Genomic DNA, 11,440 nt, shown 5'->3' on the forward strand with positions numbered 1-11,440 from the left:
ACGCCCGCCGTTTCTGACGGGTCGTCAAGATAGAACAGGTTCTACGGGAAGGGAACAGCGAAGGTCTCAGCGGTCGAAGTCCAACTCCACCGTGTCCGTGGCCGGATGCGACTGGCACGCGAGCACATACCCCGCCTCGGTCTCCTCCGGCTCCAGCGCGAAGTTGCGGTTCATCCGCACCTCGCCCGAGACCCGGAAGGCCCGGCAGGTCCCGCACACCCCGCCCTTGCAGGCGTACGGCGCGTCCGCGCGGTTGCGCAGCACGGTGTCGAGGAGGGACTCCCCGTCCTGGACCGGCCAGGTGCCCGAGCGCCCGTCGAGCGTCACCGTCACGGTGCTGTGCGCGGGGGCGGCTGTCGCGGCGGCGGGCGTGGCGGACGTGAGGCCGTCGTCCACGTGGAATATCTCCTCGTGGATGCGCTGACGCGTCACGCCGAGGCGTCGCAGTGTCTTCTCCGCGCCCTGCACCAGGCCGAACGGACCGCACAGGAACCACCCCGCGACCTCCTCGACGGGCAGCAGCGCCGGCAGCAGCCCGGCGAGCCGCTCCTCGTCGAGCCGCCCGGAGTCGAGCCCCGACTGCTGCTCCTCCCGGGAGAGCACCGTGACCAGCTGGAACCGGTCCGGCCAGCGGTCCTTGAGGTCGGCGACCTCCTCCAGGAACATCGTCGACGCGGCGGTGCGATCGCTTCGGATGAGACAGAACGTGGCGTGCGGTTCGCGCTCCAGGAGCGTCGTGACGATGGAGAGCACCGGCGTGATCCCGCTGCCGCCGACCACGGCCGCATAGCGCCCTGGTGCGGGTTCCAGCGTGAAGCGCCCGGCTGGGGTCATCACCTCCAGCTCGTCGCCGACGGCGACTTCCTTGAGGGCGTACGTCGAGAAGGCGCCGCCTTCGACGAAGCGCACCCCGACCCGCAAGGTCTGCGGCTCCGAGGGGCGTTCGGGGTGGGGCGCGGGGGCGCAGATCGAGTACGTCCGCCGGATCTCCGTGCCGTCGACGAAGCGGCGGATGGCGAGGTGCTGGCCCGGTGCGTACCGGTACTCCTGCCGCAGGGCGGGCGGCACCTCGAAGGTCAGCGTCACGGAGTCGTCGGTGAGCTGCTCGACCGCCGCTATCCGGAGCTGGTGGAAGCGTGCCATCACAACTCCTTGAAGTGGTCGAAGGGTTCACGGCAGGCGACGCACCGGCGCAGGGCCTTGCAGGCCGTGGACGAGAAGCGGCTGAGCAGTTCGGTGTCGGTCGAGCCGCAGTGCGGGCAGCGGACCGAGAGGGTGAGGGGTATCGGTCCGCCGGCGCTGTGGGGGCGCGGGGGCGCGATGCCGAACTCCGCCAGTTTGCGGCGGCCCTCGGCGCTGATGTCGTCCGTCGACCAGGCGGGGGAGAGCACGGTGCGTACGGAGACCTCCGCCATGCCGCGCTCGTGCAGCACCTGCTCGATGTCGGCGGTCATGGCCTCTATGGCCGGACAGCCTGTGTACGTGGGGGTGAGCTCCACGTCGACCTTGCCGATGCCGCGGACGCGGACGCCGCGCAGTACCCCGAGCTCGGCCAGCGTGATGACCGGCAGCTCCGGGTCGGGCACGGAGCCCGCCAGGGCCATGAGCTCGTCCTCCAGGGCAGTGGTCACCATGACGCCCCCGGGTGGCTGCGGTGCAGATGCTGCATCTCGGCGAGCATCCGTCCGAAGGATTCGGTGTGCAGCCCCTGGCGGCCCGCGCCCGCCGCCCAGGCCCCTTCCTGGGGGCCCGAGGGCACGGTCAGGGTCGCCTTCTCGATGACGGCGGTGACCGAAGACGTCCACCTCTCGCGCATCGCCTGCCGGTCGACGCCGTCGGAGCCGTCCGCTCCATGTGCGCCGTCGAGGCCCTCCACCGGCTGGAACATCTCGCCGGTGAACCGCCAGAGCGCGTCGAGTCCGCGCTGCATCCGCTCGTGGCTCTCCGCCGTCCCGTCGCCGAGCCGCAGCGTCCACTGCTCCGCGTGGTCCTGGTGGTAGGCGACTTCCTTGACCGCCTTGGCCGCCAGCGGGGCGAACGTGCTGTCGCCGCTCGCCAACTGGCCGTACAGCAGGGTCTGGTAGGTGGAGAAGTAGAGCTGGCGGGCGATGGTGTGGGCGAAGTCGCCGTTCGGCTGCTCGACCAGCTGGAGGTTGCGGAAGGCGCGCTCCTCGCGCAGATAGGCCAGTTCGTCCTCGTCCCCCGCCAGGGAGAGCAGGACGCGTGCCTGGCCGAGTAGGTCGAGGGCGATGTTCGCCAGGGCGACCTCTTCTTCGAGGACGGGTGCGTGCCCCGCCCACTCCCCCAGCCGGTGCGAGAGCACCAGTGCGTCGTCGCCCAGGGCGAGGGCTGAGGCGGTGGCCGTCGGGGTCAGGGGCGCGGTCACAGGTGCTTCACCCCCTCCGGGATGTCGTAGAACGTCGGGTGGCGGTAGGGCTTGTCGCCCGCCGGTTCGAAGAAGGAGTCCTTCTCGTCGGGCGAGGATGCGGTGATCTGGGTGGACGGCACGACCCAGATGGAGACGCCCTCGCTTCGGCGGGTGTACAGATCGCGGGCGTTGCGCAGGGCCATCTCCGCGTCCGGCGCGTGCAGGCTGCCGGCGTGGGTGTGCGAGAGCCCGCGGCGGGAGCGCACGAACACCTCCCACAGCGGCCAGTCGGTCGAGCTGCTCATGCCGTCGCCTCCCCGTGCTTGGCGGCGAACGCCGCTGCTGCCTCGCGCACCCACGCGCCTTCGTCGTGCGCGCTCTTGCGCTGGGTGATCCGCTGTTCGTTGCAGGGGCCGTTGCCCTTGAGGACCGCCCAGAACTCGGTCCAGTCGATCGGGCCGAAGTCGTGATGTCCCCGCTCTTCGTTCCACACCAGGTCCGGGTCGGGGAGGGTGAGTCCGAGGGACTCGGCCTGGGGGACGCAGATGTCCACGAAGCGCTGGCGCAGCTCGTCGTTCGAGTGACGCTTGATCTTCCAGACCATCGACTGCTCCGAGTGCGACGACTCGTCGTCCGGCGGGCCGAACATCATCAGGGACGGCCACCACCAGCGGTCCACCGCGTCCTGTGCCATCGCGTGCTGCGCCTCGGTGCCCCGGCTGAGGGCGAGCAGCGATTCGTACCCCTGGCGCTGGTGGAACGACTCCTCCTTGCAGACGCGGACCATCGCGCGGGCATAGGGGCCGTACGAACAGCGGCAGAGCGGGACTTGGTTCGTGATCGCGGCGCCGTCCACCAGCCAGCCGATCGCGCCGACGTCGGCCCAGGTCAGCGTCGGGTAGTTGAAGATCGACGAGTACTTCTGGCGGCCCGAGTGCAGCTTGTCGAGCAGTTCGTCACGGCTGGTGCCGAGGGTTTCGGCCGCGCTGTACAGATACAGGCCGTGGCCGGCCTCGTCCTGCACCTTGGCCATCAGGATCGCCTTGCGCCGCAGGGAGGGGGCGCGCGTGATCCAGTTCGCCTCCGGCTGCATGCCGATGATCTCGGAGTGGGCGTGCTGCGCTATCTGCCTGACCAGTGAGGCGCGGTAGGCGTCGGGCATCCAGTCCCGCGGCTCGATGCGCTCGTCGGCCGCGACCGCGGCGTCGAAGGCGGATTCGTGCGCCGCTGTGCGTGCGGCGTCGGCCGCTGCCTGGTCCGGCTCGGACCGGGCCGTCTGATGCTCGGCTGCTGTCGCCATCGCGGTCCCCCTCGACCTTTAGCTAGCTACCGACCGATCGTTCGGTTCGTGGAATTCAATGGTGCGGCTCAGCGCCATAAGGTGTCAACCCTGTGGATAACTTCACGGACGCTGTGCCTGGCGCGCAGGCATGAGTACCGTTCCGGTGCGAAGCGGGCGGTAGAGAGCGGTAGAGAGCCGTGTGACGGGCGGGGCCTATGGGCGCACCCCCGTGCGGGATCGGGAATCGGGGCGGAATGGACGCGAACGACAACAACGCGAACGAGTCGCCGTCCCCACCCCTCAACGCCGTCCCCGCGCCCCCACTCCACAACGCCGCCGCCGCGCCCCCACCCGCGGACGCCGACGCCGTTGCCTCCGCCGCGCCGCCCCTCGCCGCCCCGCCGTCTCCCACCGCCCTCCCGCCCCCCGCCGCCCCGCCGCCCCCCGGCACCGCGTCCACGTCCCCGCCCCGCGCCGGCATCGCCGCCCTCTCGCCGCGCTGTCAGGTCGTGGCCGCGCTCGCGCTGGCGCTCATCGCCGTCACGGCCTGCGTCCACGTCGGGATGCTCTTCCTGCACGTCGCCCCCGCGAACACCATGACCAAGCAGCACGGTCAGGCCGTCGACGACTGGATCTATCCCGAGTTCGAGCAGAACTGGAAGCTCTTCGCGCCCAACCCGATGCAGCAGAACATCGCGGTGCAGGCACGCGCCGAGATCCGTGGGGACGACGGAACGACCCGGACCACCGGCTGGTACGACCTCTCCGCGCGCGACGGCGCCGCCATCGACGGCAATCTGCTGCCCAGCCACACGCAGCAGAACGAACTGCGCAGGGCCTGGGACTTCTACGTCTCCGCGCACGACGCGCAGAATCGTCCCCGCGGCCTGCGCGGACAGCTCTCGGAGCGCTACATCCGCCGCATCGTCGTGATGCGCGTCGAGCGCGAGGAAGCCATGGGCGCAGGCGCCACCATCGAGCGCGTCCAGGTCCGCTCCAGGACCACGAACGTGCCCGCCCCCGCGTGGAGCGACGAGAAGGTCAGCACCAAACCGGTGCTCCGCCAACTGCCCTGGTGGTCGGTGACGCCCGACGACCTGCCCCTGGACAAGGCTCGGAAGTCCGAGGGGGACGCCCGATGAACCGCTTCGGCCCCGCGCTCGGGCGCGGCATCGAACGGATCACCGCATCCGCTCTCGGCCCCCATCAGACCGCCGTGGTCCGCATCGGGTTCGCCGCCACCTGGCTGCTCTTCCTGCTGCGCGAACTCCCCAACCGCCATGAGCTGTACGGGCCCGACAGCCCGTGGAACTGGGACATGGCCCAGCAGCTCATCGCGGAGAACGACGCCTTCACGGCCCTGATGTGGTCCGACGGGCGCATCTGGTTCGAGGCCTTCTACGCGCTCGCCGTCCTGAGCAGCGTGCTGCTGATGCTCGGCTGGCGCACCCGCACGATGTCCGTGCTCTTCATGATCGGCGTGCTCTCGCTGCAGAACCGGTCCATCTTCATGGGCGACGGCGGCGACAACGTCATCCACCTCATGGCCACCTACCTGGTGTTCACGCGCTGCGGCCAGGTCTGGTCGCTCGACGCCCGGCGTGCGGCACGCGCGCGTGCGGCGACGGTCGGCCCAGGGGAGATGGCTCAGCCCGCCGACCGGGTCGGGCCCGTGCTGTGGTGGGTCCTCGGTCTCGGCCTGTCCGTGGTGACGTTCATGGGGGAGCTCAGCGGCGGCTGGCTGCTGGTCTTCTGGGGGCTGTGGCTGACGCACGGCCTGTGGTGGGCCGTCGGACGGCGCGCGCCCGACGGTGAGGCGCTCAAGCTGCTCGACGTCGTCGTGAAACTCGCGCACAACGCCGCACTGCTGGTCATCATGGTCGAGGCGTGTCTGATCTACGCGACGGCGGGCTGGTACAAGATCCAGGGCAGCCGCTGGCAGGACGGCACGGCCGTCTACTACCCGCTCCAGCTCGACTACTTCTCCCCCTGGCCCGTGCTCTCCGACCTGCTCACCTCGCACGGCCTCATGGTGATGCTGGTGACGTACGGGACGGTCGCCGTGCAGGTCGCCTTCCCCTTCACGCTCTTCAACCGGCGGGTCAAGAACGTCCTGCTGGCCGCCATGATCTTCGAGCACGCCGTCATCGCGGTCGTCCTCGGCCTGCCGTTCTTCTCGCTCGCGATGATCGCGGCCGACGCGGTGTTCCTGCCGACGTCGTTCCTGCGGCGCGTCGGAGGCTGGGCGGCACGCGCGCGTGGAGCGCTGTACTCGCGGTTCTCGCGCGGCGGTGCGGTGCCGGGGCAGCGCGGAGCGGACCAGGAACCGGCCCCGGAATCCACCGAGCACGCGCGCGTAGGCTTCCCCTCATGAACGGGACGTACCAGGGATGAGCAGGACGTACGCGGGATGAACGGGACGCACCGCCGACGTGATCCGGACGATGCCCTGCGTGCCTGGCGCGAGGTCGCCGACACGTCCGTGCTGCTCGACGGCTTCCACGCCGTCAAGCACGCGCTGCGCTTCGGAGCGACGATTCCCTCGGCGCTGGCCGTCGACAGGGCCGCCGTGCTGGCCCTGGCCGACGAGCTCGCACCGGACGTGAAGGACGCCCTCGACGCGCTCCTCGTCCAGGTCCCGGACGGCATCCTGCGCGCCCTTGTGCCGCGTCTGCATCCCACGGGGGTGGCCGCTCTCGCGGTCCGTCCTTCTCGTGCGGCCAACCTCGACGCGCTGGCCCACAGGCCCAGGACCGCGCCGGTCGTCGTCCTCGACGACCCCCGCAATCTGGGCAACGCCGGGGCCGTGATCCGGCTCGCCGCGGGGTTCGGGGCGACCGGGGTCGTCACGACCGGCACGCTCGACCCCTGGCACCCCACGGTCGTACGCGGTGGCGCGGGTCTGCACTTCGCCACGGCCGTCGAGCGGATGGACGTCTCCGAGCTGCCGCCGGGGCCGGTGTTCGCGCTCGACGCGGAGGGCGAGGACATCCGCGGCCTCAAGCTGCCGGACGACGCCGTGCTCGCGTTCGGGTCCGAGCGCAGCGGTCTGTCCGCGCGGTTGCGCGAGCGCGCCGACCACTTGGTGTCCCTGCCGATGCGGCCCCAGGTCTCCAGCTACAACCTGGCCACCAGCGTCGGGATGACGCTCTTCCACTGGTCGGCGGGCAGGCCCCCGGGCTCGGAGGCCTGAACCCGCCGCCGGATGTCAGGCGTCCCTGCGCACCTCCACCACGCGGAAGCGGTTGGCCACGAAAGCGCCGTCGCACAGGGCGGCGTTCGCAGCGGGGTTGCCGCCCGAGCCGTGGAAGTCCGAGAACGCCGCCGTCTGGTTCACATAGACGCCGCCCGTGAGGTTCAAGGAGAGCTGGGCGCACTCCTCCAGGCAGGTCTCCTCCACGGCCGCGGACACCTCGTCCGACGTGGTGTACGCGCCGACCGTCATCGCGCCCTTGTCGCGCACCGTGCGGCGCAGCAGCTCCACGGCGTCCGCGGAGGAGTCGACCGCGACGGCGAAGGAGACGGGGCCGAAGCACTCGTTCAGATAGACCGCCTCGGCGTCCGGCTTCGCGCCGTCCAGCTTGACGATGACCGGGGTGCGGACCACGGCGCCGGGGAACTCCGGGTTGCTGATCTCCCGTGAGGGCAGGGCCACTTCGCCGAGTCCGGCCGCGGCCTCCAGGCGGGACTTCACGTCCGGGTTGACCAGTGCGCCCAGGATGCCGTTCGCCCGGGCGTCGTCGCCGAGCAGGCCGTTCACCGAGGCGGCCAGGTCGGACACCACGTCGTCGAACGACTTCGCTCCGGCGTCCGTCGCGATGCCGTCCCGGGGGATCAGGAGGTTCTGCGGGGTCGTGCACATCTGGCCGCTGTACAGCGACAAGGAGAAGGCCAGGTTGGACAGCATTCCCTTGTAGTTGTCCGTCGAGTCCACGACGACCGTGTTCACGCCGGCCTTCTCCGTGTAGACCTGCGCCTGGCGGGCGTTGGCCTCCAGCCAGTCACCGAAGGCCGTCGAGCCCGTGTAGTCGATGATCTTGATTTCGGGGCGGACGGCGAGGGTCTTGGCGATGCCCTCGTCCGGTCGCTCGGCGGCCAGGCACACCAGGTTCGGGTCGAAGCCCGCGTCGGCGAGGACCTCGCGCGCGATGCGCACCGTCAGCGCGAGCGGCAGCACCGCGCGCGGGTGGGGCTTGACCAGGACCGGGTTGCCGGTGGCCAGGGAGGCGAACAGGCCCGGATAGCCGTTCCACGTCGGGAACGTGTTGCAGCCGATCAGGAGCGCGATGCCGCGGCCGACGGGCGTGAAGCGCTTGTCCAGGGCGATCGGGTCGCGCTTGCCCTGGGGCTTGGACCACTCGGCGGCGTCAGGGGTGCGCGCCTGCTCGACGTACGCATACGCCACCGCTTCGAGGCCGCGGTCCTGGGCGTGCGGTCCGCCCGCCTGGAAGGCCATCATGAAGGCCTGGCCGCTGGTGTGCATCACCGCGTGCGCCAGCTCGTGCGTGCGCGCGCTGATGCGCGACAGGATCTCCAGACAGACCATCGCGCGCGCTTCCGCGCCCGCCTCGCGCCAGGCGCGCATTCCGGCGCGCATGGCGGGCAGCAGCGTGTCGATGTCCGGGTGGGGGTACGTGATGCCCAACTCAGGCCCGTACGGAGAGACTTCCGCGCCGGTCCAGTCGTCCGTGCCCGGCTGGTCGAGGTCGAAGCGGCTGCCCAGGAGGGCGTCGAAGGCGGCTTTGCCCTCGGGCAGGCTCAGGCTGCCGTTCTCTCCGTAGGCCTTGGGGTGCTCGGGGTGCGGCGACCAGTACGCGCGCGTGCGGATCGTCTCCAGCGCCTGGTCGAGTGTGGGCCGGTGCGTTTCGATCAGCTGGTGCGCGGTGAGTTCGGCGGCCATATCGGACCAACTCCTCGTCGAGCCGGCTCTTCGTCGAGCCGGCGAGCTGGGCAGGGCGGTGGGCAGGAACAGACGGACAGAGCTAGAGTAACCGAACGATCGGTCGGGACAAGGGGGTCCGCCGAACCTGTGGACAACTTCTCGCCGGGCACCCCGCACCCTCCGGCGGACACCTCGTGCGGGAGGATCGCGAGCATGACAGCACTCGAGCTCAGCAGCCCCGTTGCCGTGGTCGGCACCGGCACCATGGGGCAGGGCATCGCCCAGGTCGCCCTGCTGGCGGGCCACCCCGTGCGGCTGTACGACGCCGTGGAGGGCCAGGCGAAATCCGCGGCAGCCGCGATCGGCGCGCGCCTGGACCGGCTCGTCGAGAAGGGCAGGCTCACGGCCGACGACCGGTCCGCCGCGGGGGACCGGCTCGCACCGGTCGAGAGCCTTGCCGGGCTCGCCGGGTGCGGACTCGTCATCGAGGCGATCCTGGAGCAACTGCCCGTCAAGCAGCGCCTCTTCGAAGAGCTGGAAGAGATCGTCGCCGAGGACTGTCTCCTCGCCACCAACACGTCCTCCCTCTCCGTCACCGCCATCGCGGGCACGCTCAAGAAGCCCGGCCGCTTCGTCGGCCTGCACTTCTTCAACCCCGCGCCGCTCCTGCCCCTCGTCGAGGTCGTCAGCGGCTTCGCGACCGACGAAACGGCCGCCACGCGCGCGTACGAGACGGCGCGCACCTGGGGCAAGACGCCGGTGCGCAGCGCGGACACCCCTGGCTTCATCGTCAACCGGATCGCCCGCCCCTTCTACGCCGAGGCGTTGCGCGTCCACGAGGAGCGGGCCGCCGACCCGGCCACCATCGATGCCGTCCTGCGCGAATGCGGCGGCTTCAAGATGGGCCCCTTCGAGCTCACCGACCTCATCGGGCAGGACGTGAACGAGGCCGTCACCCGCTCGGTGTGGGAGTCCTTTTTCCAGGACCCCAAGTTCACGCCGTCGCTCGCCCAGCGCCGCCTCGTCGAATCGCGCCGTCTGGGCCGCAAGTCGGGCCAGGGCTGGTACGCCTACGGGGACGACGCCCCGCGCGCGGAGCCGCACACGGCGGCGCCCGCACCGGCTCCGGCGTCCGTCGCGGTGCACGGGGAGCTGTTCCAGGCGCAGGCCCTGGTCGAGCTGATCGGCGCCGCCGGGATCGACGTCGCCCACGAGGACCCTCTAGACCCCGACTTTCCCGGCTGGATCGAACTCCCCAGCGGGGTGCGGCTCTTCCTGGCCGACGGTTCCCCCGCGGACGACGCCGAGGCGCCAGTGATCCACTTCGATCTCGCGCTGGACTACGGGTCCGCGACCAGGATCGCCCTGGCGCCCGCCGCGCGGGTGGGCGAGGACCAGCTCCACGAGGCCGTGGGCCTCTTCCAGGCGCTGGGCAAGCAGGTCAGTGTCGTCGCCGACGTCCCGGGGATGATCGTGGCCCGTACGGTCGCCATGCTCGTCGACTTCGCCCAGGACGCCGTCGCGCGCGGTGTCGCCGACAAGGAGGACATCGACACGGCGATGCGCCTGGGCGTCAACTACCCGCGCGGACCGCTCGCGTGGGGCCAGGAGCTCGGCGCGTGGTGGGTCCTCGACACCCTGGAGCGCCTGCACCTGGAGTACCCCACCGGCCGCTACGCGCCCTCCCAGGCGCTGCGCCGCGCGGCAGCGCGAGAGGACCACTCATGAATACCACCAGGCGCGACACGTACACCCCCGAGACCCTCCTGACGGTGGCGGTCCGGATCTTCAACGAGCGCGGGTACGACGGCACGTCCATGGAGCACCTCTCCAAGGCGGCCGGCATCTCCAAGTCCTCGATCTACCACCACGTCTCGGGCAAGGAGGAACTGCTGCGCCGCGCGGTGAGCCGTGCGCTCGACGGGCTCTTCGGGATTCTCGCCGAGGAGCACGCGCGCGTGGGCACCGCCGTGCAGCGCCTGGAGCACGTCACGCGCCGCACCGTCGAGGTGCTGATCGCCGAACTGCCCTATGTGACGCTGCTGCTGCGGGTGCGCGGCAACACGGACACCGAGCGGTGGGCCATGGAGCGGCGCAGGGAGTTCGACCAGCAGGTCGCCGATCTGCTCAAGGAGGCCGTCGCCGACGGCGACCTGCGCTCGGACGTCGAGCTGCGCCTGGCGACCCGGCTGCTCTTCGGGATGATCAACTCCATCGCGGAGTGGTACCGCCCGGACGCCCGTGGCGCCTCCTCGGGGCAGCAGGTCGCCGACGCCGTCGTCCAGATGGCCTTCGCGGGGCTGCGCAGTACCGGCTGACGGGTCAGCTCTCCGGATCCAGGTCGTCCTCCTCGAAGACCAGCAACGTACGCGTGCTGAGCACTTCGGGGATGGACTGAAGGCGGGTGAGGACCAGCTCCCGCAGGGCGCGGTTGTCCGGCGTGTGCACCAGGAGCAGTACGTCGAAGTCGCCGCTGACCAGCGCGATGTGAGAGGCGCCAGGCAGCGTGCGCAGATGCTCGCGGACCGTGCGCCAGGTGTTCTGGACGATCTTCAGCGTGATGTACGCGGATGCGCCCTGACCTGCCCGTTCGTGGTTGATGCGGGCGCCGAAGCCGCGTATCACGCCGTCGTCGATGAGCCGGTTGATGCGTGCGTACGCGTTGGCCCGTGACACATGGACGCGCTCGGCCACGGAACGTATCGACGCGCGACCGTCCGTGTGCAGGATGTGCAGGATGTCGCGGTCGATCGGGTCCAGCGGGCGGGGCAGGCCCTCCTGGCGGTCGCCGGACCGGCTTTCCGGACGATCACCGTCACGCCCGTCGGCCATTCGTTCAGATGCCATGTCCCCCCGCCTCCCTACCATGGACGTACTGCATCCATCCCAGGCTGTGGAGAACCGTTTG

12 protein-coding genes are annotated in these 11,440 nt (G+C 70.7%); 5 read left to right on the plus strand and 7 right to left on the minus strand.

Going from position 1 to position 11,440, the window contains the following annotated elements; genetic code table 11:
- Window positions 1–66: 66 nt before the first annotated feature.
- Genes paaE through paaA form a run of 5 tightly spaced genes read right to left on the minus strand, consistent with a single transcriptional unit; the run spans window position 67 to window position 3,668 of the window.
- Window positions 67–1,143 carry a 1,2-phenylacetyl-CoA epoxidase subunit PaaE gene (gene paaE, locus ACZ6ZP_RS20330; RefSeq protein ID WP_351168962.1) on the minus strand — a complete coding sequence of 359 codons (1,077 nt, stop codon included), beginning with the start codon at window positions 1,141–1,143 and terminating at the stop codon, window positions 67–69.
- Window positions 1,143–1,634, minus strand: a complete 492-nt coding sequence (paaD, locus tag ACZ6ZP_RS20335; RefSeq protein ID WP_351168959.1) for a 1,2-phenylacetyl-CoA epoxidase subunit PaaD — start codon at window positions 1,632–1,634, stop codon at window positions 1,143–1,145. The genes paaE and paaD overlap by 1 nt, the downstream gene beginning before the upstream one ends.
- Entirely contained in the window at window positions 1,628–2,386 is a 759-nt protein-coding gene (gene paaC, locus ACZ6ZP_RS20340; protein WP_469407770.1) for a 1,2-phenylacetyl-CoA epoxidase subunit PaaC, read from the minus strand. Before paaC ends, paaD begins: the two co-directional genes overlap by 7 nt.
- Window positions 2,383–2,673, minus strand: coding sequence for a 1,2-phenylacetyl-CoA epoxidase subunit PaaB (gene paaB, locus ACZ6ZP_RS20345; RefSeq protein WP_344530569.1), 291 nt, complete (start codon window positions 2,671–2,673; stop codon window positions 2,383–2,385). Before paaB ends, paaC begins: the two co-directional genes overlap by 4 nt.
- Complete coding sequence (gene paaA / locus ACZ6ZP_RS20350; protein ID WP_351168952.1) at window positions 2,670–3,668, minus strand: 1,2-phenylacetyl-CoA epoxidase subunit PaaA; 999 nt, start codon at window positions 3,666–3,668, stop codon at window positions 2,670–2,672. The genes paaB and paaA overlap by 4 nt, the downstream gene beginning before the upstream one ends.
- A gap of 236 nt (window positions 3,669–3,904) precedes the next feature.
- On the opposite strand from paaA, the gene ACZ6ZP_RS20355 reads away from it, so the two are divergent.
- Genes ACZ6ZP_RS20355 through ACZ6ZP_RS20365 form a run of 3 tightly spaced genes read left to right on the plus strand, consistent with a single transcriptional unit; the run spans window position 3,905 to window position 6,843 of the window.
- Window positions 3,905–4,792 (plus strand): DUF5819 family protein, encoded by an 888-nt coding sequence (locus ACZ6ZP_RS20355; protein ID WP_469407772.1) that lies wholly within the window; start codon window positions 3,905–3,907, stop codon window positions 4,790–4,792.
- Complete coding sequence (locus ACZ6ZP_RS20360; RefSeq protein ID WP_361466547.1) at window positions 4,789–6,024, plus strand: HTTM domain-containing protein; 1,236 nt, start codon at window positions 4,789–4,791, stop codon at window positions 6,022–6,024. Before ACZ6ZP_RS20355 ends, ACZ6ZP_RS20360 begins: the two co-directional genes overlap by 4 nt.
- Before the next feature lie 36 nt (window positions 6,025–6,060).
- The gene (locus ACZ6ZP_RS20365; protein WP_361466544.1) at window positions 6,061–6,843 is read left to right on the plus strand and encodes a TrmH family RNA methyltransferase; all 783 of its coding nucleotides are present in this window, start codon (window positions 6,061–6,063) and stop codon (window positions 6,841–6,843) included.
- A gap of 15 nt (window positions 6,844–6,858) precedes the next feature.
- On the opposite strand, the gene paaN is transcribed toward ACZ6ZP_RS20365, so the two are convergent.
- Complete coding sequence (paaN, locus tag ACZ6ZP_RS20370) at window positions 6,859–8,550, minus strand: phenylacetic acid degradation protein PaaN (RefSeq protein WP_469407774.1); 1,692 nt, start codon at window positions 8,548–8,550, stop codon at window positions 6,859–6,861.
- A gap of 195 nt (window positions 8,551–8,745) precedes the next feature.
- On the opposite strand from paaN, the gene ACZ6ZP_RS20375 reads away from it, so the two are divergent.
- Both ACZ6ZP_RS20375 and ACZ6ZP_RS20380 read left to right on the plus strand, forming a co-directional pair.
- Window positions 8,746–10,260 (plus strand): 3-hydroxyacyl-CoA dehydrogenase, encoded by a 1,515-nt coding sequence (locus ACZ6ZP_RS20375; RefSeq protein WP_469407775.1) that lies wholly within the window; start codon window positions 8,746–8,748, stop codon window positions 10,258–10,260.
- Window positions 10,257–10,850: a TetR/AcrR family transcriptional regulator gene (locus ACZ6ZP_RS20380; RefSeq protein ID WP_351168939.1), complete on the plus strand. Its 594-nt coding sequence runs from the start codon at window positions 10,257–10,259 to the stop codon at window positions 10,848–10,850. The genes ACZ6ZP_RS20375 and ACZ6ZP_RS20380 overlap by 4 nt, the downstream gene beginning before the upstream one ends.
- Before the next feature lie 4 nt (window positions 10,851–10,854).
- Here the strand turns inward: ACZ6ZP_RS20380 and ACZ6ZP_RS20385 are convergent, their stop codons facing one another.
- Window positions 10,855–11,364, minus strand: coding sequence for an Lrp/AsnC family transcriptional regulator (locus ACZ6ZP_RS20385; RefSeq protein WP_351169241.1), 510 nt, complete (start codon window positions 11,362–11,364; stop codon window positions 10,855–10,857).
- Window positions 11,365–11,440 lie beyond the last annotated feature (76 nt).

The sequence above is a fragment of the Streptomyces sp. NPDC054047 genome, assembly GCF_055585065.1.

Bases quoted from the DNA above. Each gene is read 5' to 3' on its own strand.
- paaB (WP_344530569.1), bottom strand. From the start codon at position 2,673: ATGAGCAGCTCGACCGACTGGCCGCTGTGGGAGGTGTTCGTGCGCTCC.
- paaA (WP_351168952.1), bottom strand. From the start codon at position 3,668: ATGGCGACAGCAGCCGAGCATCAGACGGCCCGGTCCGAGCCGGACCAG.
- paaE (WP_351168962.1), bottom strand. From the start codon at position 1,143: ATGGCACGCTTCCACCAGCTCCGGATAGCGGCGGTCGAGCAGCTCACC.
- ACZ6ZP_RS20380 (WP_351168939.1), top strand. From the start codon at position 10,257: ATGAATACCACCAGGCGCGACACGTACACCCCCGAGACCCTCCTGACG.
- ACZ6ZP_RS20375 (WP_469407775.1), top strand. From the start codon at position 8,746: ATGACAGCACTCGAGCTCAGCAGCCCCGTTGCCGTGGTCGGCACCGGC.
- ACZ6ZP_RS20355 (WP_469407772.1), top strand. From the start codon at position 3,905: ATGGACGCGAACGACAACAACGCGAACGAGTCGCCGTCCCCACCCCTC.
- ACZ6ZP_RS20385 (WP_351169241.1), bottom strand. From the start codon at position 11,364: ATGGCCGACGGGCGTGACGGTGATCGTCCGGAAAGCCGGTCCGGCGAC.
- paaN (WP_469407774.1), bottom strand. From the start codon at position 8,550: ATGGCCGCCGAACTCACCGCGCACCAGCTGATCGAAACGCACCGGCCC.
- ACZ6ZP_RS20360 (WP_361466547.1), top strand. From the start codon at position 4,789: ATGAACCGCTTCGGCCCCGCGCTCGGGCGCGGCATCGAACGGATCACC.
- paaD (WP_351168959.1), bottom strand. From the start codon at position 1,634: ATGGTGACCACTGCCCTGGAGGACGAGCTCATGGCCCTGGCGGGCTCC.
- ACZ6ZP_RS20365 (WP_361466544.1), top strand. From the start codon at position 6,061: ATGAACGGGACGCACCGCCGACGTGATCCGGACGATGCCCTGCGTGCC.